Source organism: Halomonas litopenaei (assembly GCF_003045775.1).
Lineage (GTDB): Bacteria > Pseudomonadota > Gammaproteobacteria > Pseudomonadales > Halomonadaceae > Halomonas > Halomonas litopenaei.
In genome coordinates, this window is record NZ_PXNS01000001.1 from 946,356 (window position 1) to 970,996 (window position 24,641).

General features: G+C 65.8%; 20 protein-coding genes. 12 read left to right on the plus strand and 8 right to left on the minus strand.

The window, feature by feature from the left end:
• The first annotated feature begins 60 nt into the window (after positions 1 to 60).
• The 3 genes from thiO (at position 61) to C6W88_RS04235 (ending at position 3,247) form a co-directional block, all read left to right on the plus strand.
• Positions 61 to 1,251 carry a glycine oxidase ThiO gene (gene thiO / locus C6W88_RS04225; RefSeq protein ID WP_108131559.1) on the plus strand — a complete coding sequence of 397 codons (1,191 nt, stop codon included), beginning with the start codon at positions 61 to 63 and terminating at the stop codon, positions 1,249 to 1,251.
• A gap of 121 nt (positions 1,252 to 1,372) precedes the next feature.
• On the plus strand, positions 1,373 to 1,765 hold the full coding sequence (locus tag C6W88_RS04230) for a nuclear transport factor 2 family protein (protein WP_045991941.1): 393 nt from the start codon (positions 1,373 to 1,375) through the stop codon (positions 1,763 to 1,765).
• Positions 1,766 to 1,798: 33 nt separating this feature from the next.
• Positions 1,799 to 3,247 (plus strand): NAD(P)/FAD-dependent oxidoreductase, encoded by a 1,449-nt coding sequence (locus C6W88_RS04235; protein ID WP_108131560.1) that lies wholly within the window; start codon positions 1,799 to 1,801, stop codon positions 3,245 to 3,247.
• Between the two features lie 102 nt (positions 3,248 to 3,349).
• Here the strand turns inward: C6W88_RS04235 and C6W88_RS04240 are convergent, their stop codons facing one another.
• On the minus strand, positions 3,350 to 4,252 hold the full coding sequence (locus C6W88_RS04240) for a LysR family transcriptional regulator (protein ID WP_108131561.1): 903 nt from the start codon (positions 4,250 to 4,252) through the stop codon (positions 3,350 to 3,352).
• Between the two features lie 117 nt (positions 4,253 to 4,369).
• Here C6W88_RS04240 and C6W88_RS04245 point away from each other — a divergent pair, with 117 nt between their 5' ends.
• The 3 genes from C6W88_RS04245 to C6W88_RS04255 are packed head-to-tail and all read left to right on the plus strand — an operon-like array spanning position 4,370 to position 8,473.
• Complete coding sequence (locus C6W88_RS04245; RefSeq protein WP_071211096.1) at positions 4,370 to 5,884, plus strand: sodium/glutamate symporter; 1,515 nt, start codon at positions 4,370 to 4,372, stop codon at positions 5,882 to 5,884.
• Positions 5,884 to 7,503: an amidohydrolase gene (locus C6W88_RS04250; RefSeq protein ID WP_108131562.1), complete on the plus strand. Its 1,620-nt coding sequence runs from the start codon at positions 5,884 to 5,886 to the stop codon at positions 7,501 to 7,503. The genes C6W88_RS04245 and C6W88_RS04250 overlap by 1 nt, the downstream gene beginning before the upstream one ends.
• A complete protein-coding gene (locus C6W88_RS04255) occupies positions 7,493 to 8,473 on the plus strand; it encodes a CobW family GTP-binding protein (protein WP_108131563.1) in 981 nt (326 codons plus the stop codon). The genes C6W88_RS04250 and C6W88_RS04255 overlap by 11 nt, the downstream gene beginning before the upstream one ends.
• Before the next feature lie 17 nt (positions 8,474 to 8,490).
• Here the strand turns inward: C6W88_RS04255 and pdxR are convergent, their stop codons facing one another.
• Positions 8,491 to 9,984, minus strand: coding sequence for a MocR-like pyridoxine biosynthesis transcription factor PdxR (pdxR, locus tag C6W88_RS04260; RefSeq protein ID WP_108131564.1), 1,494 nt, complete (start codon positions 9,982 to 9,984; stop codon positions 8,491 to 8,493).
• 288 nt (positions 9,985 to 10,272) lie between these two features.
• Here pdxR and C6W88_RS04265 point away from each other — a divergent pair, with 288 nt between their 5' ends.
• The 4 genes from C6W88_RS04265 (at position 10,273) to C6W88_RS04280 (ending at position 13,945) form a co-directional block, all read left to right on the plus strand.
• Positions 10,273 to 11,361, plus strand: coding sequence for a TRAP transporter substrate-binding protein (locus C6W88_RS04265; protein ID WP_231498498.1), 1,089 nt, complete (start codon positions 10,273 to 10,275; stop codon positions 11,359 to 11,361).
• Positions 11,362 to 11,483: 122 nt separating this feature from the next.
• Positions 11,484 to 12,035 (plus strand): TRAP transporter small permease, encoded by a 552-nt coding sequence (locus C6W88_RS04270; RefSeq protein WP_108131565.1) that lies wholly within the window; start codon positions 11,484 to 11,486, stop codon positions 12,033 to 12,035.
• A 3-nt stretch (positions 12,036 to 12,038) separates the two neighbouring features.
• Positions 12,039 to 13,379: a TRAP transporter large permease gene (locus C6W88_RS04275; RefSeq protein ID WP_108131566.1), complete on the plus strand. Its 1,341-nt coding sequence runs from the start codon at positions 12,039 to 12,041 to the stop codon at positions 13,377 to 13,379.
• An 83-nt stretch (positions 13,380 to 13,462) separates the two neighbouring features.
• A complete protein-coding gene (locus C6W88_RS04280) occupies positions 13,463 to 13,945 on the plus strand; it encodes a universal stress protein (protein ID WP_045991948.1) in 483 nt (160 codons plus the stop codon).
• A gap of 99 nt (positions 13,946 to 14,044) precedes the next feature.
• On the opposite strand, the gene C6W88_RS04285 is transcribed toward C6W88_RS04280, so the two are convergent.
• The 4 genes from C6W88_RS04285 to C6W88_RS04300 form a co-directional block, all read right to left on the minus strand.
• A complete protein-coding gene (locus C6W88_RS04285; RefSeq protein ID WP_045991949.1) occupies positions 14,045 to 14,818 on the minus strand; it encodes an IclR family transcriptional regulator in 774 nt (257 codons plus the stop codon).
• A gap of 95 nt (positions 14,819 to 14,913) precedes the next feature.
• On the minus strand, positions 14,914 to 16,191 hold the full coding sequence (locus tag C6W88_RS04290) for a TRAP transporter large permease (RefSeq protein ID WP_108131567.1): 1,278 nt from the start codon (positions 16,189 to 16,191) through the stop codon (positions 14,914 to 14,916).
• Between the two features lie 10 nt (positions 16,192 to 16,201).
• Complete coding sequence (locus C6W88_RS04295) at positions 16,202 to 16,789, minus strand: TRAP transporter small permease (RefSeq protein WP_108131568.1); 588 nt, start codon at positions 16,787 to 16,789, stop codon at positions 16,202 to 16,204.
• Entirely contained in the window at positions 16,789 to 18,021 is a 1,233-nt protein-coding gene (locus tag C6W88_RS04300) for a TRAP transporter substrate-binding protein (RefSeq protein WP_197037057.1), read from the minus strand. The genes C6W88_RS04295 and C6W88_RS04300 overlap by 1 nt, the downstream gene beginning before the upstream one ends.
• A gap of 225 nt (positions 18,022 to 18,246) precedes the next feature.
• Here C6W88_RS04300 and C6W88_RS04305 point away from each other — a divergent pair, with 225 nt between their 5' ends.
• Positions 18,247 to 19,878 carry a GMC family oxidoreductase gene (locus C6W88_RS04305; RefSeq protein ID WP_108131569.1) on the plus strand — a complete coding sequence of 544 codons (1,632 nt, stop codon included), beginning with the start codon at positions 18,247 to 18,249 and terminating at the stop codon, positions 19,876 to 19,878.
• Positions 19,879 to 20,061: 183 nt separating this feature from the next.
• Positions 20,062 to 21,111 carry a YeiH family protein gene (locus tag C6W88_RS04310; protein ID WP_108131570.1) on the plus strand — a complete coding sequence of 350 codons (1,050 nt, stop codon included), beginning with the start codon at positions 20,062 to 20,064 and terminating at the stop codon, positions 21,109 to 21,111.
• A gap of 103 nt (positions 21,112 to 21,214) precedes the next feature.
• Here C6W88_RS04310 and pta read toward each other — a convergent pair whose 3' ends face one another.
• A complete protein-coding gene (gene pta / locus C6W88_RS04315) occupies positions 21,215 to 23,377 on the minus strand; it encodes a phosphate acetyltransferase (RefSeq protein ID WP_108131571.1) in 2,163 nt (720 codons plus the stop codon).
• Positions 23,374 to 24,588: an acetate/propionate family kinase gene (locus tag C6W88_RS04320; protein ID WP_108131572.1), complete on the minus strand. Its 1,215-nt coding sequence runs from the start codon at positions 24,586 to 24,588 to the stop codon at positions 23,374 to 23,376. The genes pta and C6W88_RS04320 overlap by 4 nt, the downstream gene beginning before the upstream one ends.
• Positions 24,589 to 24,641: the final 53 nt, after the last annotated feature.

The window sequence follows — 24,641 nt, forward strand, 5'->3', positions numbered from 1 at the left end:
GTGGCAGCGGTCGCGACAGCGGCGCTGAATTGACATGGGCAGACGAGCGAGGAGGCGAGCATGAGCGATGTAGTGGTGGTAGGCGGCGGGGTCATCGGCCTGATGAGCGCCTGGCAGTTAGCCGAGGCGGGGCTTTCGGTGACCCTGGTGGAGCGCGGGCGCTGTGCCCGGGAAGCCTCCTGGGCCGGTGGCGGTATCGTCTCGCCACTCTACCCCTGGCGCTACAGCGCCCCGGTGTCGGCGTTGTCGGCACTATCGGAAGAGGTCTATCCGGGGCTCTGCGATGAACTCAGAGAGACCACCGGCGTCGACCCTCAGTTCAGCCGACACGGGCTTCTGTACCTGGCGGTGGAAGATGCCGACGCGGCGCGTCGCTGGGCCAGGTGTCAGGCCAAGCCGCTCGAGGACATCGACGCCGATGCCATCCGCCGGATGGAGCCGGCGTTGGCCGACACCCATTGGGTCCGCCAGGGCCAGGGCGGACTGTGGATGCCGACCCTGGGTAGTCTGCGCAATCCGCGCCTGGGCCGTGCCCTGCGTGCGCGGCTCGAGCGGCATCCGGGGGTCGAGCTGCGCGAGGGCTGTGAGGTGACCGGCTTCAAGGCCGTGGCCGGGCAGATCCAGGGCGTCGACACCGCCGCCGGCGTGCTCACCGCGTCCAGGGTGCTGGTATGCGGCGGCGCCTGGAGCGGTGCCCTGCTCAAGCACCTCGGGGTCGGCATGGCGGTGGCACCGGTCAAGGGCCAGATGATGGTGTTGCGACCGGCTCCCGGCACGCCGCGGCCGCTGTCGCGGGTGGTGCTGGCCGATGGACGCTACCTGATTCCACGGCGTGATGGCCGCATCCTGGTGGGGTCCACCCTTGAGCATCAAGGCTTCGACAAGCGCACCACCAGCGAGGCCCGGGTGTCGCTGTATCGCAGTGCCGTGCGCCTGCTGCCGGCGCTCGCCCGGGCGTCGATCGAGCACCACTGGGCGGGTCTGCGTCCGGGCTCCCCCGGGGGGATACCCTTTATCGGTGAGGTGCCGGGATGTCGTGGCCTCCACGTCAATGCCGGTCACTTTCGCAACGGCCTGGTGCTGGCGCCGGCGGCGGCGCGGCTGGGCGTCGAGCTGATGCTGGGGCGCACCCCTTGCGTGGATCCGGCTCCCTATCGCATCCAGCGCGAAGAGCCGGCGGGCCCTGTCTCTACCCCTGGCTCGATGTCCGTGGCGGGGCTGGCCCAATCGACGGCGGGCAACTGGTGCTAAGTGGCAGACGACCGGCCCCTATAGGCTCAAGGTGAGTCGAGGCGCGCTGCGCCTCGCCACCACTTTGCTGACACAGCGTGAGCGACACCCACCCGCGCTGCCAATAACAAGGAGTCTCACCATGAGCCAGCCCGACGCCCAGTTTCTCGCCGACTTCGCCGACGCCCTCAACCGTCACGATATCGATGCGGTGATGTCGATGATGACCGACGACTGCGAATTTCATGCAGTCGCAGGTCCAGACCTGCTCGGCAAGACCTTTCGTGGTCAGCAGGAGGTTCGCGCCGGGCTGCGTGCCGCCTGGGAAAACGCGCCGGACGCCCAATGGCTCGACGGCGTGCATCAGGTCGTGGGAGATCGCGGCTACAGCGAAAGCACCTATAGCGGCACCACCGCCGATGGCATGCGCTCCGAGGCGCGGATGATCGACGCCTTCACCTTCCGTGACGGCAAGATCGCGGTGAAGAACGCCTACCGCAAGCAGCGCCCCGCCACGCCGGTCAACAACGGCTGAGCGACCTCGGATACCTGACTCGGGAGCTTCGACATGCTGGATCTACAGACCCCGCTGGCCGCTTCGTCGGACGATGCCGCCCGGGCCACTCCGGCCCAGGCCCCTTATGATCCCGCCTATGACCCGTTGACCGCCAGGCAGGTCGGTACCGGCTGTGACTATGCGCCGACCTACTGGATCGCCACCGCCGGCGAGCCCCCGGCCGACGATGGCCCGATCGTGGCGGACACCGACGCCGACGTGGTGATCATCGGCTCCGGGTTCACTGGCCTTACGGCGGCGATCTTTCTGGCCGAGCGCTACGGCATCAAGGCCACGGTGCTCGAGGCCAACCGTGTCAGCTGGGGATGCAGCACCCGCAACGGCGGCCAGGCCCAATGCGCCTCGGGGCGACTCAAGCGGTCTCAGTGGATCCAGCGCTATGGCCTCGATACCGCACTCAAGTTGCACCGCGAGTGTGTCGAAGGCATGCAGACCTTCAAGTCGCTGATCGCCGATATCGACTGCGACCCGCAGCCCGGCGGGCACCTGTATATCGCCCACAAGGATAGGGTGATGCCGAGCCTGGAGAAGGAGGCACGGCTTCTGCGCGAGACCTTCGACTACGACGCTCGCATCATCGACGGCGACACCGTCAAGCGCGAGTGGGTGGGCGACAGCGAGGCGGCCGGCGCCATGCACGAGCCCGAGGGCATCGGTATCCACGCCGCCAAGCTGGCTTTCGGCTACCATCGCAAGGCGCGCGCCCTGGGGGTGAAGATCCACCCGGCGAGCCCGGTGCTTGGCTGGGAGACCCATGGCGACGTGCACCATCTGCGCACGCCAGGCGGCGTGGTCAAGGCGCGGGCGGTGGGCATGGCCACCGGCGGCTACGTCACCGGCCAGCTGAGCCCCCACCTCAAGAACCGGTTGCTGCCAATTCTGTCGAACTCCATGGTCACTCGGCCGCTGAGCGAGGCCGAGATCGAGGCCACCGGTTTCCGCACACGTCAGGTGCTGACCGACACCCGAATCCTGCGCCACTACTATCGGCTGCTGCCGGACAACCGCGTGCAGATCGGCAGTCGCAGCGCCATCAGTGGCCGCGATGCCCCCAGGGAGCGCTACGCGGCGGTGCTCAGGGGCGATCTGGAGCGCAAGTTCCCGGCGCTCGCCGGCATCGAGATCGACTACTCCTGGTGGGGCTGGGTCGACGTCAGCCATGACATGATGCCGCGCATCCATCAGCCGGACCCGAAGGAGAGCGTCTACTACGCCCTGGGCTATGGCGGCAACGGGGTGATGTACTCGGCCCAGGCCGGCAAGCGCCTGGCCCAGTGGATCGCCGGGGAGGGCAGGTCGCTGGATCTGCCGATCTTCACCTCGAAGCTGCCCTTTCCCAACCTGCGCGAACGTATCGAGTCGGAGGCCTTCGCCCCCTTCCGCCGATTCGGCCAGCGCTTCCTCTATCGCTACTACTACTTCAAGGACGAGGTGCTCTGAACCTGATCGGTCCCGTTCTGGATATGGGTAACCCTCACGACGATGCCGCGACCCTGGGGTCGCGGCTTTTCAATGTCTGCAGTGCTGCGGCGGGTGCTGCGGCTACTTCACTTCCTCCGGTGGCAGCATCTTGTCGAGACGGTCGAGAAAGGCCTGCTGAACCGCTGTCACGCCGTCTTCCCGCCAGGCCACCTCGGTGACCAGACACTCCTTCACCCCCTCCAGCGGCAGCAGGGTGACGCCCTTGCGCACATAGTTGGTGGCGCACTCCAGGTGCACAGTGACGCCGAAGTCGCAGGCGACAAAGGCAAACATGGTCTCGCTGTTGAAGGTCTCTTGGGCGACATGGGGTTCGAAGCCCGCCTGCCGACAGATCTGCTCGAGCATCTGGCGAAAGTGCAGCCACATGCTGCGGGCGCCAAGAATGAACGGCTCCCGGGCCAACTCCTCCAGCCGGATGCTCTTGCGCCCGGCCAACGGGTGGTTGTCACCGACCGCGGCGATAAAGTGATCTCGCTGGATGGGACGGGAACGCAGCCCCGGGGTCAGCACCGGGCCGGTAACGAAGCCGAAGTCCAGGCGTCCCTCGGTCAATTCGTCGAGCTGCTGGGCGGTGGAGCCGAAGCTCAGGTCGAAGTGGATGTCCGGATTCTGGCGGCGAAAGTCGTCCAATAGTGCCGGCAACTCACCGGTGATGGCGAAGTCGGTGTAGCCGATGGCCAGCCGGCCCAGTTCTCCACGGCCCGCTCGCTGCGTCTTGAGCACCGCATCATCGACCTGGCGCAGTATCTGGCGGCTCTCCTCGAGCATGATGCGTCCCGGATCGGTGAGGCGGACCTGGCGATTGTTGCGCACGAACAGCGCTTCACCGATGGCGTCCTCGAGCTGAGCGATGGTGCGACTCAGCGCCGGCTGGGCGACGTTGAGACGCTCGGCGGCGCGGCGAAAGTGCAGGCTGTCGGCCACGGCGACAAAGGCGTAAAGGTGGCGAAGCTCAATGCGCATTGATGCCTCACAGGTATCAAGTGAACGTTAAATGATATTATACGCGCAACGATGGCGTGCCTAGGCTGGAAGTGTTCGCTTCACTTCCAACAACGACAACGTCGAGGTGACTCCATCATGCAAGACTCCTTTCACGGGGTGATCGCCTTCGCGCTGCTTGCCCTCATGCTGTGGGTCGGCAGCCAGCTGCGAAGCCGGCTGAGCTGGCTTCGGGCCTCGCTGGTTCCGGCCAGCATCGTCGGCGGCCTGATCGGTTTCCTGGCGCTTTCGCTGGATCTGCTGCCGGGCTACTCACCCGCCGACTTCACCGCTCTGACCTTTCATTTCTTCACCCTGAGCTTCATGTCGCTATGCCTTACCGGGGGTGGTCGCCAGGACGCGCCCGGTGGTGGCGGCAGTATCGTGCGCGGCGGACTCTGGCTGACGCTTGCCTGGAGCATCAGCCTGGGCATGCAAGGTGCCATCGGCTTTCTGGTGGTGACCGGCTACGACGCCGTGACCGGCAGCGACGTCAGCGGATTTCTGGGAGCCATCGTGACCCACGGCTTTACCCAGGGGCCGGGCCAGGCGCTGACCTACGGCACCATCTGGGAGACCGAGTACGGCATCGCCAATGCCGCCCAGGTGGGGCTGATCTATGCCTCTCTGGGATTCTTGATGGCGTTTGCCCTGGGCGTGCCGCTTGCCCGGCGCTACCTGACCAAGGGGTTGAACGCCAATCGCGCCTCGCGCCTGGATGACAACTTTCGCTTGGGCTTCTTTACCCGGGCGGGCGACGACGAGGGCAACCAGCAGGCTCCCGGGATGGGGCGCATGGTGTCGCACCCGGGCAATCTGGATTCGCTGGCCTACCATCTGGGCCTGCTTGCCATCGCCTACGTGATCACCCACCTGTGGCTGACCTTCGTGCAGGGCATCATCGGCAATGCCTCGCCGTTCGGCATCAACGTCGGGGTGCTGTTCAGCCACAACCTGTTCTTTCTGCACGGGCTGGGTGTCTGCGTGCTGATGCGCATGGTGATCGATCGGCTCGGGCTTTCCCACCGTGTCGATGACGAGACGCTCAAGCGGATCACCGGCAGCGCGGTGGACTTCATGGTGGTGGGGACCCTCATGAGCATCCAGTTCGCGGTGCTCTACGCGCTGCTGGCGCCGATCCTGCTGGTGACCGTGACGGTGACGATCGCCACCCTGGTGGGCTGTCTGTTGATCGGGCGGTTGAGCGGCAATCTGGGACCAGAGCGTACCGTGACCTCGTTTGGATGCTGCTGTGGCTCCACCGGTACCGGGCTCTTGCTGTTGCGCATGATGGACGCCGACTTTTCCACCTCGGTGCCCAAGGAGCTTGCCTTCTTCAATCTGGCCATCGTGGTGGTCAACCTGCACATCCTGATGATCTTCGCCCCCATCGTGCCGTCGCTGACGCCGGCGATCTATCTGCTGGTGTTCGGCGGCACCGCCATCGCCCTGATCGCCTGCATCCCGCTGATGCTGATGTGGGGGCGGCACGGCAGAGCCTCATCGCCCTCGTCGGGCTGGGCCGAGGGTGTTCCCACACAAGGCCATGCCGCTGCCCAGTCAGACTCAGCCTCCGCGTCTTCGCCCACCATCAGCAAGGGAGCTGCCTCCTGATGAGCATCACCGTCTATCCCGCTCGACGCATCCTGACCATGAATCCGTCCCAGCCCGAGGCGACCCATGTCGCGGTGCAGGGAGATCGCATCCTGGCGGTGGGGGATGCGCAAGCGATGCCAATCGACGCCCGCATCGATGATCGCTTTGCCGACAAGGTGATCCTGCCGGGCTTCGTCGAAGGCCATAGCCACGCTCTGGAAGGCGCCATGTGGGACTACCTCTATCTCGGGTATTTCAGTCGGGTCGATGCCGAGGGCAAGGAGTGGCCGGGGCTGAAGAGCGTCGCCGAGATGCAGGCACGGCTGCGCCAGCATGCAGATAGCCTGCCGCCGGGCGAGCCGCTGGTCGCCTGGGGCTTTGATCCGGTCTACTTTCCCGGCCAGCGCTTAAGTCGCCACCAGCTCGACGAGGCGGTCGGAGATCGACCGCTGGTGGTGCTGCACGCAAGCCTGCACGTGATGACCGTCAATTCGGCCATGCTGGCACTGTCCGGCATCAGCGAGGGGCCGCGGGTCGAGGGCATCATGCTCGACGAGGACGGCCAGCCCAATGGCGAGCTCCAGGAAATGGCCGCCATGTTCGTGGTGTTCGATGCCCTTGGCAGGAATCTGTTCGAGGCGGTGGCGTCACCCGAGGTGCTCAGGCGCTACGGCGCCATCGCGGCGGCCAAGGGCGTCACCACCATCACCGATTTGTACAACCCCTTGAGCGATGACGCCATCGCCTCGATGGTCGAGGTGACCCGGGAGGCCGATTTTCCGGTGCGCCTGGTGCCGGCCATGGGGGTGCTGGCGTGGTCGGCCGAGGAGGGCATCGCGCGGCTCCAGGCGGCGATGGGCCACAGCCATGAGCGGCTGGTGTTTGGCCCGGCCAAGCTGATGACCGACGGCTCGATCCAGGGCTACACCGCGCGGCTGAAGTGGCCCCACTACCATGATGGTCATCCCAACGGGCTGTGGAACGCCGAGCCAGAGGGACTGGTGGCGCTGGTACACGCCTACCACCAGGCGGGGCTTCAACTGCACATTCACACCAACGGTGACGAGGCCGTGGAGTTGATGCTGGACGCCCTGGAGGAGGCGCTGACCCTGTGGCCGCGTTTCGATCACCGCCATACCCTGCAGCACTGCCAGATCATCGACCATGCTCAGCTACGTCGCGCCGCCCGTCTTGGACTGTGCCTGAACATGTTCGCCAATCATCTCTACTACTGGGGCGATGTGCACCTGGAACGCACCCTGGGACCGACGCGCTGCCAGCGCCTGGAGCCGCTGGCCTCGGCCCGCCGACTGGGCATCGTCACCGCTATCCACAGCGATGCGCCGGTGACCCCGCTGGGGCCGCTGTTCACCGCCTGGTGTGCGGTCAACCGGCAGAGCGCCAGTGGCCAGACGCTGGGTCACCATGAGGCGGTGAGCGTGGAAGATGCACTGGAAATGATCACCCTGGGCGCTGCCATCACGCTGGGCATGGACGACCGTGTGGGTAGCCTGGACGTCGGCAAGTTTGCCGATATGGCGGTACTGGATGACGACCCATTGCAAGTTTTAGCACAGGATCTGCGACACATCCGGGTACACGCCACGGTGTCGGGAGGACAGGTGCATGAGGTGTGATGATCGGGTGCCGGTGACGGTGATCGCAGGTTTCCTGGGGGCGGGCAAGACCAGTTATCTCAACCGTCGGCTGGCGTCGGGGGATATCGAGGATGCTCTGATTCTGGTCAACGACGTCGGCGAGGTGAACGTCGATGTAGCGGCGATCGACTACCGCGATGATCGAGTGCTGTCGCTGTCCAACGGCTGCGTCTGCTGCACCCTGGGGGGCACCCTGGCCGAGCAGCTGTCCCAGGCGCTGCGACTCAAGGCCAGGCCAACGGAAATTCTGATCGAGGCCAGCGGCGTGGCCAATCCTCAACGGATCGCCGATATCGCCAGGCTGGCGCCGGGGCTTGAGCTTGCCGATATCGTGGTACTGGTGGATGCGAGCCAGGCTGGCCGTCTGGCGCTGGACGCCCAGGTGGGGGAGCTATGGCGCGCCCAGGTGCACGCCGCCCATCGTCTGCTGGTCAATCGTCTGCCCCAAGAGGACAGCGCGCGCGACCAGCTGCTCGGGTGGCTGGGCCAGCTCGCCCCTGGTGCGGCGGTGGCGACAGAGCCGGTACAAGTCGCTCCCGCGTCGTCCAGGACGACGTCCTCTGGCCCGGCCTTTTGGCAGGGAAATGGCGCCAAGCCATCGGCGGAGCCGTTCGCCGAGCGTGCCCGACACTCGGGGCTGACCGATGCCACCCTGCACCTTCGCCACCCCCTGGTGGCCGAGGAGTTGCAAGCGCTGCTCGAGCGCTACCGCGACTGCCTGTTTCGCGCCAAGGGCTTCGTCCGCTGTCGGCTGGCGGACGGGGAAGAATGGCGAAGTCTGCAGTTGAGCGGACAGCGCCTCGCCTGGCAGAGCCACGGGCCGCCCGCCACCGGCGCCGTGCTGGTGTGCATCGGTCGCCGGGGCGAACGCTTTACTCGGTTGATGGAGGAGCTTGCGCAGCTCGACAGCGAGACTGATACGGCGCCGATGGCACCGATCGGGCGCTAGCCCAGTGCCTCCCGGATTCAGCTGGTGCGACGTGCCTGGGGCAGCAGGGCCGCCAGGCGTTCGATGCCGCGCTCGATGCGGGTCTCGTCGATGGCCGAGAAGCCGAGCCTCAGGGTGGGGCGATGCGCCGGGGTCAGGAAGTGCACCTCGCCGTTCTCGATCAGGATGCTGTGCTCCTCGGCCAGCCGTTTCAGCAGTGCCACGTCGGTGTCGGCGGGGGCCTCCAGCCAGAAGCAGGAGCCGCCGAAGGTGGAGCGGATACGCAGCTCGGGCAGGTGGGATGCGAGGGCGTCACGCATCAACAGCCAGCGGCGCTGGTAGGTCTGGCGAATCTGGCGCAGCAGGGCGTCGTGGTAGCCGCGGTCGAGAAACAGCGCCACGCTGCGCTGGTTGTTGGTGGCGGGGTGGCGCAGCATCAGCCGGCGCAGGGCGCGCGCCTCGGCGATAAAGGCGGGGGGCGCCACCATGTAGCCGAGCCGAAGGCCCGGCGCCAGGGTCTTGGACAGGCTGCCCACGTAGATCACCCGGCCATCGCTATCGAGGCTCTTGAGTGCCGGCGTCGGGTTGTCGACGAAGTTGGTCTCGCTCTCGTAGTCGTCCTCGATGACCAGATAGTTGTTGGCGCTGGCGCTGTCGAGCAAGTCGCGGCGGCGCTGCATCGGCAGGGTCACGCCGGTGGGCGACTGGTGGCTTGGGGTGACGTAGGCCAGGTGGCAATCGGCCAGGCGCTGGTCGATCACCAAGCCCTGGTCGTCCACGTCCACCGCGACGATATCGTCGGTGAAGGTGCGGGCGATATTGACCATGTCGACGTAGCCAGGGTTCTCCATGGCGAAGCGTCGACCCGCCCCCAGGATCAGCATGGCGGTGATCCATAGCGCCTGCTGGGCGCCCACGGTGATCAGGATCTCCTCCGGTCGGGCCCAGACGCCACGGCGGGGCAGCAGTCGCTGGTGGATCTGTTCGATCAGCAGCGGGTCGTCTTCGCTCAGGTGGTCTGCCGACCAGCGGCGGATGGCTGGCACGCTGACCGAGTCGCGGCTGCACTCCCGCCAGTGCTGGGTGGGAAACAGGTTGGGATCGATCTGGCCGTAGAGGAAGGGGTAGTCATAGTCGAGCCAGTTGGCCGGCTTGACGATGGTCGGCTGGCGCGAGGGTCGCATCGTCAACAGCTCGTCCCAGGGCGTCGCTGTGCCGGAGTGAAGGGACGCACTGGCGGCTGGGGGGGCGATGTCGGCCGGGGGCGTGACGCGCCCGGCGAGGATATCCGGATTGACGAAGTAGCCGCTGCGCTCCCGGGCGACCAGGTAGCCGTCGTCCAGCAGTTGCTCGTAGGCGATCATCACCGTGTTGCGGGCCACACCCAGCTCCTTGGCGAGCTTGCGGCTCGAAGGCAGCGCCTCACCGGTGGGCAGGTGCCCCTCGAGGATGGCGTGGGCGATCTGCTCGCGAAGTTGGCACTGAAGGCTTTCCTGACGCTTTGCGTCGAGTCGAAACAGGGGGGCGCTCATACCGACGACGGGTTCCCGGATGGTGGTTGTTGGACGAGTTCCGGCGTGGCCCAGGCCTGGCGGCCACGCCCGCCTACGATCTTACAGCGTCGGCGTCTTGTCGAGGGCTCGCGGGTGCCTGGCCCAATCGATGTGGGGCCACTGGTCCTATGGCGTCGATGCTCGACGGGGGAGAGTGAGTCACATGGCGGGTCGGACCTGACGGCGCTCGCCAGCCAATGACGATCAAGATGTGACACCCGCAACAAGATTCCGCTTTAAGCGGCACAACAATGATGGGAGTTCCGCATGCACACCAAGTCCCCTTTCCTCCGTACCACGCCCCCGCGCAACATGACCCCTGCGGCCATCGGCGCTGCCGCCTCGACCCGGCGCTTCGGCCCACGCCCGCTGGTGGCGGCGGTCGCCCTGGCGCTGCTGGGCGCCGCTGGCTCGGCCCAGGCGGCGACCTGGAAGATGGCGCTGGGCGACGCCGCCGGCGGCACCCAGCACGAGATGGGTCAGACCTTCGCCAAGTTGATCGAGGAAAAGTCCGGCGGCGACGTCAGCGTGGACCTGTTTCCCAACGGCCAGCTGGGCAGTGAGCAGGACACCGTCAACAACGCCAGCATGGGCCTGCTCGACCTGTCGGTACTGGCGATCAACAACATCACGCCGTTCTCGCCCACGGTCGGGGTGATGACGCTGCCCTACGTGATCCAGAGTCCCGAGGACGCCCGCACCCTGACCCAGGGCGAGATCGGCCAGGAGATGGTCGACAACACCATCCGTGACGCCGGCGTGCGGATACTGGGCTGGGCCTACTCCGGCTGTCGCCGTCTGACCAACTCGGCGAGGCCGGTGGCGAGCCCCGAGGATCTGGATGGCCTGGTCATCCGGGTGCCCAAGAACGAGATCATGATCTCCGCCTACCAGTCCTGGGGCGTCAATCCCAACCCGCTGGCCTGGTCGGAAACCTTTACCGCCCTGCAGCAGGGCGTCGTCGACGGTCAGGACAACCCCTACATCACCATCGACGCGATGAAGTTCTACGAGGTCCAGGATCACGTCACCGACAGCTGTTATGTGTTCTCCATGGAGCCGTTGATCATGGGTGAAGGCATGTTCCAGAGCCTGTCCGAGGAGCAGCAGCAGTGGGTGCTGGAGGCCGCTCAGGAGGCCACCGATCACAGCTACGAGTATCTGCTGGCCCAGGAAGACGCGATCAAGACCCGGCTGGTGGAAGAGCACGGCATGGAGATCACCGAGCCTGCCGATGGCGAGCAGGCGTGGATCGAACAGGCCACCTCCATCTGGCCCGACTTCTACGACAGCATCGGCGGCAAGGCCAAGCTCGACGAGGCGCTCGCCGCGCTGGGACGTGAGCCAGCTCCCTGATCTGTCACGACGTCGCTATCGTCTTGAATCCTCCCGGCGCCTGACTCCAGGCGCCATGAATCATGGCACCGCCGGACGTCTGCCATTGGACGCCAGGTGGTGCCTGCTCAGAGGTCGTCGTGATGAATCGTCTATGGAAGCTCGTGGACAACCTCGAGAACTGGCTGTGCCAGCTGTTGCTGGTGACCTTCGTGGCGCTGCTGTTTGCCCAGATCATGCTGCGCAACCTGTTCAGCTATTCGCTGCCCTGGGCCGATGAGCTGGCTACCTACGCCTTCGTCTGGTTCGCCTACCTGGGGGCGGTCTACGCCGCCAAGAAGTCGGCCCACAACCGCGTCACCTTCCAGTTCCGTTTCTTCCCGCGCTGGGTGGAGCTGGCCTGCGGTGCGCTGACCGACCTGATCTGGATCGCCTTCAACCTGGTCTTCATCTGGCTCAGTTACGACTTCGTGTTCAACAAGATGAATACCTTCTGGAAGTCCCAGACCCTGGGCATTCCGATGAAGGTGTTCTACCTGATCCTGCCGCTGGCCTTCGTGCTGATGACCCTGCGCATCCTGCAGAACAACTACCTGCGCTTCGTCAAGCATCGCGAGCCCGTCGATCCCGAGGCCGAGGCCATCGCCGAGGCCAAGTCCTCGACGCTGTCGTCATCCAACGAGAAGGGAGACTGATCCATGGAGACGACCATCATCTACGTGCTGTTCGGGGTGTTCTTTCTGCTGCTGGTGCTGGGCGCGCCGATCACGGTGTCGCTGGGGGTGGCCGCGCTTGCCACCTATCTGTCGCTGGGGGAGAACCCCATGGCCTTCGTGCAGATCGCCTTCACCTCGGTGGGGTCCTTTCCGCTGATGGCGCTGCCGGCCTTTATCCTCGCCGGGGCCTTGATGGAAGCCGCCGGCATTTCGCGACGCCTGGTGGATATCGCCGAGGCCTTCGCCGGGCCGGTGACCGGCGGTCTCGCCGCCGCCACGGTGTTCGCCTGCATGTTCTTCGGCGCGATTTCAGGCTCAGGGCCCGCCACCACCGCGGCGGTGGGCATGCTGATGATCCCGGCCATGGCCAACCGCGGCTATGATCGCGGCTATGGCTCTGCCATCACGGCGTCCTCCGGTGGCCTCGGCGTGGTGATACCGCCGTCCATTCCCATGGTCATCTTTGGTATCTCGGGGATGGGGCTGCAGCCACCGGCGGAGGCCGTGGCCGCTCACGGCGCCTTCCAGACGCTGTCGATTCCGAAGCTGTTCATCGCCGGCATCCTGCCCGGCATGGTGATCGCTGGCTGCCTGTTGACCGTCAACTACATCATCTCGCGCCGGCGCGGCTACAGCGGGCTGAGCGACAGCTGGTCCTGGGACACCATCGCCAGGAGTCTGAAGCGTGGCGTGTGGTCGATCCTGGCGCCGCTGATCATCCTCGGCGGTATCTACAGCGGTCTGTTCACGCCCACCGAGTCGGCCATCGTGGCCATCGCCTACACCCTGATCGTCGGCATCTTCCTGCACCGCGAGCTCAAGTGGAAGCCTACGCTCAAGACTCTGGAGACCACCACCTGGATCACCGGACGGGTGCTGTTGATCCTGTTCACCGCCACGGTATTCGGCCGCTTGCTGGTCGAACAGCGGGTGCCGGCGGTGATCGCCGAGGGCATGCTGGGACTGACCGATAACCTGTACTTGATCTGGGCCATGGTTATCGCATTTCTGCTTTTTGTCGGCATGTTCATGGAAACCCTGGCGGCTATCATGATCCTGACGCCGGTATTGCTGCCGATCATGTACATGCTGGGCATGGACCCGGTGCACGTCGGTATCGTCGTCGTCTGTGCCCTGGCCATCGGCTTCCAGACGCCGCCCCTGGGGGAGAACCTGTTCGTGGCCTCGGGCATTGGCGGCGCCTCCATCGAGGAGATATCGATCAAGGCGCTGCCGTTTGCCGCAAGCTCGGTGTTCGCGCTGTTCGTGATCGCCTACTTCCCGGAAATATCGCTGTGGCTACCCCGTATGCTGGGGTATTGATTGCGCACCGTCAGCGCACCGCAAAAAAGGCCGGGTGTCTTCGCATGTCGCGGCGACCCGGCCTCTCGCCAAGGAGTCACGCCATGCCTGTTTCGATCTCGCGTCTTCTCTGTTGCCTGGGGCTGAAGGACGATTGCCGCCAGGTGCTTGCCCACACCCTGACGCTGGCCAAGGCCACCGGGGCCGAGGTTCACGTGCTGCATGCGGTCAAGTCGTTGTCCGATGACGTCATGCATACCCTCAAGGCCAACATCGGTGAACGCGCCACCCTGGATGGCTTGATGGAGCAGCGCCTGCGTCTGGCGCGAGAGCGTCTGGACGAATTTGTCGAGGCCTTCTGGCAAGAGCACGAAGCGAACCTGCCTGGGCGCGAGGTGGTGGCCGCCAAGTCGGTGCTGGAGGGTTACCCGGCATCGGAGATTACCCGCTACGCCGTGCGCCATGACTGCGACATGATCATCATGGCCACCAACAAGCGCGGCTTCGCCTCGTCCTATGCAGGCCGGGTGACCAAGGGCGTGATCAAGCGTGCCAGTGTGCCGGTGGTGGTGGTGCCACCGATGTAGCCACGAAGAACGTCAGTCTGGCTGGCCGAGCGTGTCCTGACCCGATCGGTCAGTCAGCGTACCTTGGCAATGCGTTCATGCGTTCATGCGTTCGTATGCTCAGTGGTCGAAGGTATCCTGCAGCTGCCCGGCGATACGCCGCATCAAGGGCGCCCACTCCATCAGCGAGTCGATGCTGTGGCGCAGCCGGGGCGCGTGGATCGCCAGCGTCGCCTGGATGCGCCCGGTCTGGTCGTACACCGGCACGGCGATGGCCACCATGCCCTGGATGAACTCCTCGTTGTCGGTGCTCAGCTCCTTTTCGGCGATGTCCGCCAGGCGTCGCTCCAGCTCGTCTGCTTCGGTGGCGGTGTAGGGGGTATAGGCCTCCAGCGGCAGGTGCTTGAGCAGCTGGCGGCGCTGGGCCGGCCCCATCAGCGCCAGAAACATCTTGCCGCTGGCGGTGCAGTGCAGCGGAAGACGTGAGCCCGGCGGCAGCTGTATGCGTACCGGCCAGTTGGTCTCCACCCGTTCGTAGTAGAGCACCTCGTGACCTTCGAGCAGGGTCAGGTTGCAGGTTTCGTTGACCTCTTCGGCCAGGCGCTTGAGCAGCATACGGCGCGGCGCCTTGAGGCTCTCGTTGGCGAGCACGCCCATGGCCATGCGGTGCAGTCGTTCGCCGGGAAGCAGATGCCGTCCTTCCACGTCGCGCACGATCAGATCCTGCTCTTCGAGCTGCTTGAGCAGGCGATGCAGGGTGGGCTTGGGAATGTCGAGCTGACGCTCCAGGTCCGAGGCGCTGACGCCGTGGATCGAGGTGGCGATGGTTTCCAGCAGTACCAGGCCTCGTTGCAGCGTCGAATTGGTCGTGGTCCGAGTGCTTGCTGTAGACATACGCGATCCTTGACGACGGAAAATGGTGGCAGGCACTCATGATAACGCGGCAAGCCCGGTGAGGCTTGCCGCGTGCTCCTGCCTGCCTGTTGGTGCTACAGGTTCACCAGCATCAGTGACAGCGCCGGCCACATCGAGATGGCGATCCAGCAAGTGATCAGCGCGATGAAGTAGGGGATGACGAACTTCACCAGACGCAGGTAGGGGATCCCGGTGATGCTCGAGGCCACGTAGAGGTTGAGGCCGAAGGGCGGGGTGACGAAGCCGATGGCGGCGCCGACCAGGAAGATCACCGCGAAGTGGATCGGGTCCACTCCGGCGTTCTGGGCGATGGGTGCCAGGATCGGTGCCAGGATGATGGTCACCGGCAGGCTCTCGAGGATCATCCCGGCCAGCAGGATCATCAGCATGCAGGCGCCCAGGATCACGTAGTAGTTGCCCAGGCCGCTGAGCAGGTCCTGCAGCGCCTGGCCCGCGCCGAGCACCGACAGCAGCTGCTGCATCACCACCGAGATCGCGATCAACGGCGCCAGCATGCCGGCGATCTGGCCCGAGCGCAGCATGATCGAGGGCAGTGCGGTGAAGCGGATCTCGCGGGTGATCAGAAGCCCCGCGATCAGGGTGAAGCCCACGGTGATGGCGGCGGCCTCGGTGGGCGAGAACTTGCCCGAATAGATGCCGTAGATCACCACCCCGATGGTGGCGAAGCCGAGATAGGCGCGCCTGGCAAAACGTGCGCTTTCGCCGGCCTTGAACGGAATCAGGGTACCCCAGCCGTGGCGTCGCGCCACCAGGTGACAGGCAGCCATCATGCCGAACACCATCATCGCCCCGGGGATCATGCCGGCGATGAACAGGTCGCTGATCGACAGGTTCATCATGAAGCCGTAAACGATAAAGATGATCGACGGCGGGATAATGATGCCGACGGTCCCGCCGGAGGCGGCGGTGGCGGCGGAAAAGCGCTCGTCGTAGCCGTTCTTGACCATCTCCGGCTGCATGATCGAGCCGATGGTGGCGGTGGTGCCGGCGTTGGACCCGGAGATCGCCGCGAACAGGCCGCAGGCGCCGAGGGTGGCCATGCCCATGCCGCCACGCAGCCAGCCCAGCACCGAGTAGGCGAAGTCGGACAGTCGCTTGGCGATGCCGGCGGCATTGATCAAGTCGCCGGTCAGGATGAACAGCGGCAGGGCCAGCAGGCCGAAGAAGCTCAGGCCCTGGAACAGGGTGACCCCGATATTGGCCAGGGTGAAGTCGATGATCAGGCTGGTGCCGACCACCCACAGGCCGATCACCAGGAAGATCGGTACCCCCAGCAGAAAGATGGTGGTGCAGCCCGCGGTGACCAGGCCGATAAGCATGCCGTCGGTCATGACGTCTCTCCTAGTCCATGATGGACGGTTGCAGGTTGAACGGCTCGCGGCGCCGGAAGCGCGCGATGTCGCTGGCCAGGTTCTGCAGCACCCGGAAGATGATCAGCGCCCAGGCCAGCGGCGTGGCCAGGTAGAACCACCACTGCATCACGTTGTCGGTGCCCGGCACGATGGCGAAGTTCATGTGCGCCAGTTCCACCTGGGCGATGGTGAAGTGGATGACCAGGGCGCCGAAGCCGATCCACAGCACGGCGTCGAGCACCTGGCAGGCGAACTGACCGGCGTAGGGCAGGCGCATGCGAATCTCGTTGAGCGACAGGTGGGTACGCTGCTTGACGTTGAGCGAGGCGCCGAACCAGGTCAGCCACAGGAACAGCAGCACCGGAATGCTGGTGCTCCAGGGCGCCTGCAGGCTGAAGAAGAAGCGGCGGATGACCTCGACGAAGATGATGCCCGCCATGCCGCTGTAGGAGACCAGGATGATCACCTTCTCAAGATTGGCGTCGAGCCACTTGAGTGGCGAGAGCCAGGCGGGGGTCGGCCGATCGGCGACGTCGTTCGACGTCGCCTGGGCCGCGGTGGCCTTGTGATCGGTCATTACGCCCTCCACCAGCGCTTCGGCGCCACGTTGACCGCCGCCATCTCACGCGGGATCTCCCGGGCGATGGTGTGGATTTCCTTGTAGATGTCGACGTCGCCGGCCCAGGCATTGAGCCGCTCGCGCCACTGCTCCCAGGGCTCTGGGTTGAACTCCGGGGCGCATAGCTGCTCGGCCTGGGCACGGATCTCGTCGGACAGCGGGGCCACCCGCACGTTGTTCTCGGCGAACACGGTGCCGGCGGCGGGGTGTTCGGTGGCGCCGACGATCTGGTAGCGGCCGGCCTCGTTCATGCCCTGGGTGAAGATCTGGGCGGCGTAGGCCGACTCCATCACCTGATCCTGCAGCTCGGCATCCAGCGCCTCGAACTTCGACAGGTTCATGGCTGTGTGCTCGGTACCGGCGAAGAAGCGCAGGTCGACCGCCTGGGACACCACCGGCGCCATGCCGGCGTAGGCCACCGCGCTCATCCAGGTCTCGGCGCCGTCCAGCAGGCCCTGGCGCAGGCCGTCCAGGGTCTCTTCCCAGGCCACCGGGACCGGGTTGAGGCCAAGCTGTTCCATGGCGATGCGGCCAAGCTGGGTGCCGGTGACGCGGTTCTTGGTGCCCTGCAGCACCTCGAGGCTGTCCACCAGCGGCTTGTCGGCCCAGCTCTGGCCCATCATCAGCCCGCGCAGGTCGCAGTGGGTGAACAGGAACTGCAGGTTGTGGCGCTGGCGCATCGGCTCGCGCAGCAGGGCCTCGCTGCGAGGGTCGTAGAAGAAGTGAAACATCGAGGCGACGCTCGGGAACATGTAGGCGAAGTCCAGCACGTTCAGGTAGGGCGCGCCGCCGGCGGAATTCTGGGTCGAGGCCGAGAAGATGTCGACGATGCCCTGCTGGGCCTTGCTGACGCAGTCGAGCTGGTTGCAGACCTCGTTGGAGCCCATGAACTCGACGCGGATGGCGCCGTTGGTGCGCTCCTCGACGTCACGGGCGAAGAACAGCTGCCCGGACTTCTGGATATCGAGATTGCGCTCGTTGAAGCCCGAGGCGCCAAAGCGCAGCTGGAACTTGGGTTCGGTCTGATAGCGGCGTTGCTGCTCGGCGTCGGCGGCTCGGGCCAGGCTCGAGGCGGTGAGGCCAGCGCCCAGACCACTGGCGGCCAGCAGCGTGGAGGTCATGCCGAAGCGACCCGAGATATTCAGGAAGTCGCGGCGCGACACGTCTGATGAGAAGAGGCGTGAACTCATGGAAGGCTCCCAGTCTTGTGTTTGGTGTAGGGATGCAGGGTAGTGCCGAGGCGTTCGCGCTTGGCGATCGTCGCCTGGCACCGGGCCCGACAAAGGGCCTTGACCACACCTTAGAAGTCTCTCGGGAATAGATCAATAAAAATGAGTTTTTTTGTCTCGATATTGATCTTTTGAGAAAATTGTCTAGCATCAATTGAGACAAAACGTCTCGATTGAGTGAGCGACATGACAACCACAACACCACCGCCAGAGGCTTTCGACTACATCATCGTGGGGGCGGGCTCCGCCGGCTGCGTGCTGGCCAACCGCCTGAGCGAGGACCCCGAGGTGTCGGTACTGCTGCTCGAGGCCGGCGGGTCCGACTGGAATCCGTGGATCCACGTGCCCGTGGGCTACTTCAAGACCATGCACAATCCGGCCACCGACTGGTGCTACCTCACCGATCCCGACGAGGGCATCGACGGTCGCCGGCTGCAGTGGCCCAGAGGCAAGGTGCTGGGAGGGTCAAGCTCGCTCAATGGGCTTCTGTACATTCGCGGTCAGCGCGAGGACTACGACGATTGGGCGCAGCTGGGCAACGACGGCTGGGACTACGACTCGGTGCTGCCCTACTTCAAGAAGTCGGAGTGCCAGGAGCGGGGCGCCGATGACTACCACGGTGCCGACGGTCCCTTGAAGGTCTCGGATCTGCGCCTGCGCCGCGAGATCGCCGAGCGCTTCATCGAGGCGGCCAAGGCCTCGGGAATCCCGGAGAATCGCGACGTCAACGGGGCCACGCAGGAAGGGGTGGGCTACTTCCAGCAGACCTCCTACAAGGGCTTTCGCTGCTCCACCGCCAAGGCGTTTCTACGTCCGGCGCTCAAGCGGTCCAACCTCACCCTGGTCAAGCGCGCCCACTGCCAGCGGCTGTTGCTGGAGGGCAAGCGGGTGGTCGGGGTCGAGTACCGCCAGGGGCAGAGCATCCAGCGGGCAAGTGCCAGACTCGAGGTGCTGCTGTCCAGCGGCGCCATCGGCTCGCCGCAGATCCTGCAGTGCTCCGGCATCGGGGATCCCGACCACCTGGCCGAGGTCGGCGTCGACTGCCGTCATGCGTTGCCAGGCGTCGGCGAGAACCTGCAGGACCATCTGCAGATCCGGCTGGTGTTCAAGACCTCCTGCCGCACCCTCAACGACGAGGTGCGTCATCCGCTGAGAAAGCTGGCGGTAGGCACCCAGTACGCCCTGACCCGCACCGGACCGCTGACCCTGGCGGCCAGTCAGGTGTGCATCTTCACCCAGTCGCGGGACGGCCTGGATCGCCCGGATATCCAGTTCCATATGCAGCCGCTGTCGGCGGACAAGCCGGCCGAAGGGGTGCATCCGTTCTCGGCCTTCACCTCCTCGGTGTGCCAGCTTCGCCCGACCAGCCGAGGGCGCATTCGCATCACCAGCGCCGACCCCGCCGTCTATCCCTCGATCCAGCCCAACTATCTGAGCACCGAAGAAGACTGTCGCGTGGCGGTGGACGCCATCAAGGTGGCGCGACGCATCGCCGAGCAGGCACCGCTTGCCGAGGTGATCACCGATGAATACGTGCCGGGGCGGGAGTATCAGAGCGATGAGCAATTGCTCGAGGCTGCCCGGCGCTACAGTCAGACCATCTACCACCCGGCGGGCACCTGCAAGATGGGCCACGACGACCTGGCGGTGGTCGATGACCGACTGCGGGTGCACGGCCTCGAGGGACTGAGGGTGGTGGACGCTTCGATCATGCCGATCATCGTCTCGGGAAACACCAACGCCCCGACCATCATGATCGCCGAACGCGCGGCGGACATGATCAAGGCCGATCGCCGTGCCCAGGCGCGCGTCGCCTGACGTGCAGCGCTGGAACCTCGACAGCGGATCGATGCCATCGGGGCCTGGCCTTACTCGAGGCCGCGCTCTGGCCCTAACGTCGCGGTAGCGGGCTGGGCCAGGATCAAATCAATAGCGCGTCATCGGCTGACCCGCTGAGCGCGACCCCTGATACGCGAACAACGAATAAACGAGAGGACGCCCATGTCCCAGCCAACGACACACGCCAAGCCCGAGACGCCCGTGACCGGATGGCGTCGCCATCTGGAGCCCGCCCGGGAGCGCATGCCGGGGGTGCTGATCTGCATCACCATTGCCCTGGCCACCACCTTTATCGCCGATCACTACGGTGGCCCGACCTTGTTGTACGCACTGCTGTTCGGCATGACCCTGCACTTTCTCAGCGAGCAGGGCCCGTGCCTGGTGGGGGTGGAGTTTGCCGCCCGCACCATCCTCAGGCTGGGTGTTGCCCTGCTGGGGGTGCGCATCACCCTGGAGCAGGTGGCGGAACTCGGTATCGGTCCGGTGGTGACGGTGGTCGCCGGGGTGGTGCTGACCATTCTGGCGGGAAGCGTGCTGGCGCGACTGCTGGGGCTGAAAAATGACCTGGGGCTTCTGACCGGCGGGTCGGTGGCGATCTGCGGCGCCTCGGCGGCGCTGGCACTGTCTGCGGCGATGCCGCGCAACGAGATCGCCGAGCGCAATACCATCCTGACCGTGGTTGGCGTGACGACGCTGTCCACCGCCGCCATGGTGCTCTACCCGCTGCTGGTCGGTGCGCTGGGACTGACCGACACCCAGGCCGGCATCTTTCTTGGTGGCACCATCCATGACGTCGCCCAGGTGGTCGGTGCCGGCTACATGATTTCCGACGAGACCGGCGACATCTCTACCTTCGTCAAGCTGTTGCGGGTCGCCATGCTGGTACCGGCGGTGATGGTGTTCATGCTGCTGTTTCGCCGCGCCCGTGGCGGTGAAGGCGGCAAGGTACCGATGTTCCCGAGCTTCTTGGTGGCCTTCGTGGTGCTGGTGCTGATCAACAGTCTTGGCGTGATCCCCCAGGTGATGGTCGAGGGCATGACCGACCTGTCGCGCTGGTGCCTGGTCACCGCCATCGCCGCACTCGGTATCAAGACCTCCTTCCAGAAGCTTGCCGTGGTCGGCTGGAAGCCCGTCATCCTGATGGTCGCCGAGACCGTCTTCCTGCTAGGGCTGGTGCTGGTGTGCCTGTATACCGGCATCGCCGAGTGGTAGCGAGCGGTCCCGGGCGAGTTAGAACGCGAATCCACACAAACGCCAAGGCCCCGGTTCTCCGGGGCCTTGGCATTTCTGACGGTCTGTGGCGCTGTGCTGGTCGTTACTGACCGGCCTGGATCGCGGTCAGCGCAATCGTATAGACGATATCCTCCACCAGGGCGCCCCTGGACAGGTCGTTGACCGGCTTGTTGAGGCCTTGAAGCATGGGGCCGATGCTGACCACCCGAGCGCTGCGCTGGACCGCCTTGTAGGTGGTGTTGCCGGTGTTCAGGTCGGGGAACACGAACACCGTGGCGCGGCCGGCCACCGGTGACTCCGGTGCCTTCTGCCGGGCCACGCTGGCGATGGCCGCAGCGTCGTACTGCAGCGGGCCATCGATGGCCAGGTGCGGCGCCCGTTCCCTGGCGATGCGGGTGGCCTCGCGGACCTTGTCGACGTCGGCACCGCTGCCGGATTCGCCGGTGGAGTAGCTGATCATGGCGACCCGCGGCTCGATGCCGAAGGCCTCGGCGCTGGTGGCGCTCTGCAGGGCGATCTCGGCCAGCGCCTCGGCGTCGGGGTCGGGGTTGACCGCGCAGTCACCGTAGACCACCACCTGGTCGGGCAGCAGCATGAAGAATACCGACGACACCTGGCCGTAACCGGGGGCGGTCTTGATCAGCTGAAAGGCCGGGCGCACGGTGTTGGCGGTGGTATGCACGGCGCCGGAGACCAGGCCATCCACCTCGCCTTCGGCGAGCATCATGGTGCCCAGCACCACGCTGTCATGAAGCTGGGCTTCGGCGGTCAGTGGGGTCAGCTTGCCACGTCGGCGCTCGACCATGGGCGCGATAAAGCGGCCACGCTCGGCGTCCGGGTCGAGGATCTGCAGGTCGTCGGGCAGCTCCAGACCACGCGCCTTGGCCACCTCCAGGATGGCGCGACGCTTGCCCAGCAGCACGCAGTTGGCGATGCCACGACGCTGGCACAGGATGGCCGCTTCCAGGGTGCGCGGCTCGTCGCCTTCAGGCAGCACGATTCGCCGACGCTTGTGCTGGGCCATGCTGACCAGTTGATGGCGGAAGGCTGCCGGTGACAGGCGGCGCTGGGCGTCGTCGTGGATCAGTGCCAGCAGCCAGTCACGATCCAGGTGATCGGCGACGAAGGCGCAGATGGCCTCGGCGCGCTCGTGATCATCGACCGGAATGCCGCCGGACATCTCGGTGAGCCGGGCCACGGTGGCATAGCTGTCGGTGTCCACCGAGAGGACCGGCAGCCCCGAGGCCAGCGCCGGGCGACAGACGTCGATCAGCTGCTGGCTGGGTGACTCGCCGTGGGTCAGCAGAAGACCCGCCAGGGGCACGCCGTTCATGGTGGCCAGGGCCGCCGCCAGCAGGGTGTCGTCGCGATCCCCGGGGGACACGATCAGCTCGCCGGGACGCAGGGCGTAGAGCAAGTGCTCGGCGCTGCGGGCCCCCAGGGTCGAATGGGCGACGCGGCGGCGATCGGCCTCGCCATGGTGCAGGATCCTGGCATCGAGGGCGCGGGCCACGTCGACCACCCGCGGCGCGGTCAGGGAGGCCCGGTAGGGCACCGCCGCGACCACCGGCAGGGTCAGGTCGGCGCCGATAGCGAGCTGCTGCTGCCAGTGCTGGCGGTGGGTTCGGGCCTCGACTTCGCTGACCGAGGCCAGGGTCTGGTCGATGGCCGAGCCGTCGCCGTCTCCCGGCAGGCGCATCAGCATGGCGCCCAGGGTGCGCACCGATCCCACCGCGTCGATGCTCTGGCGATGGAACTGCAGCTGCTTGGCAAGCTCCTGGGGATCGGCAACCTGGCCATCGGCGACCAGTACCACCTGGGCGTCGAGGGCGCTGGCCAGGCGCACGTTGAGATCGAAGGCGTAGGCGTTTCGCGGCAGTGGACGAACGCCCTCCACCACGATCAGCGCCGGTGCCTTGCCGGTGGCAGGGCGGGCGACGCGGGCGTGGCGCTCCACGGCGAGTTCCAGCAGACCATCGCGATCGTCGCGGCCGAGATACTGCTCCAGTGTCTGGCGCGAGATCGGTCGTGGCGAACCTATGCCCAGGGTGCTGGCCACCAGCGAGCGGGCGCGTTCGTCGTTGTGGCCCGCCTGTTCGCCCCCTTCGGACTGGCTGAAGGGCTGAAGAAACCCTGCGTCCAGCCCCAGGGTATCCAGTGCCCGGAGTAAGCCGAGGCCAGCAGAAGTGAGGGCGACACCATCGTCGACGGGGATCAGCAGCAGCGTGCGGGACTGGGTGCTCACAGAACCTCCTCGGTCTGGTGCGTGGACGCCAGGCTCGCGATCAGTGCCCGGGTCTGGCTGGCGATATAGCCCTCTTCGTCGGTGGGGATGACGCGGATCTCCGGCGTCGGGGTGGCGCCTTGGGCATGGATCTGGCCTTCCACACCGCGGCCAAGGCCCTCGTTGGCGTCAGAGTCCAGGCGCACACCGAGGGCCTCCAGGTGGCCGAGGGTACGCGCGCGCACCAGGGGAGAGTTTTCGCCGATGCCGCCGGTGAAGGCGATGCCGTCGACCCTGGGCAGGGCACAGGCCAGGCCCGCCAGGGTCTTGGCCAGGCGATAGCAGAAGACCTCAATGGCCAGGCTCGCACCGGCGTGGCCTTCACTGGCGGCCTGTTCGAGCTCACGCATGTCATTGGTCAGCTCGGACAGCCCCAGCAGTCCGCTCTTCTGGTTGAGCAACTGATCGATGCCCTCCAGCGACATGCCCAACTGGCGGGCCAGATGCAGGTGCAGGCCGGGATCGACGTCGCCGCTGCGGGTGCCCATCACCAGGCCCTCCAGCGGGGTCATGCCCATGCTGGTGTCCAGGCTTCTGCCGGCCCATACCGCAGTAGCGGAGCAGCCATTGCCCAGGTGAGCGATCAGCCAGCCGCCCTCGCCACGGGAGCTGACCTCTGCCAGACGGCTGGCCACGTAGGCATGGCTCGAGCCGTGGAAGCCGTAGCGACGAATACCGTGTCGGCTGTAGAGCTCTTCGGGGATGGCGTAGCGGTAGGCGTGGGGCGGTAGGGTCTGGTGGAATGCCGTGTCGAACACCGCCACCTGAGGCAACGCCTCGAACAGCCGGCGAGTGGCAACGATGCCGTCGAGGTTGGCTGGATTGTGCAAGGGGGCCAGGCTGATGGTCTGGCGAATGGTGCGCACCACGGCGTCGTCGAGCAGGGTGGCGGCGGTGAAGCGCTCACCGCCATGCACCACCCGGTGGCCGATACCGATGGGCCGGTGGACTTCAAGGTGCTCGAGGATGGTCTTGAGCGCCAGGGCATGAGTCGCACGGGGAAGCGAGATATCACGGGCGCTGCCGTGTTCGTCCGTCAGCTTGAGGCGAGCCTCGTGGCTGCCCAGGCGCTCGGCGATACCGGACAGTCGAGGAGTGTCGGGAGCTTGATCGATCAGCGCGAACTTGATCGAAGAGGAGCCGCAGTTGATCACCAGAATCGGGGCTTTCATGCCATCTCCAGAAAAGACGCCTTGGTGAGGCGAGAATGCGTGGGATGGCGCCG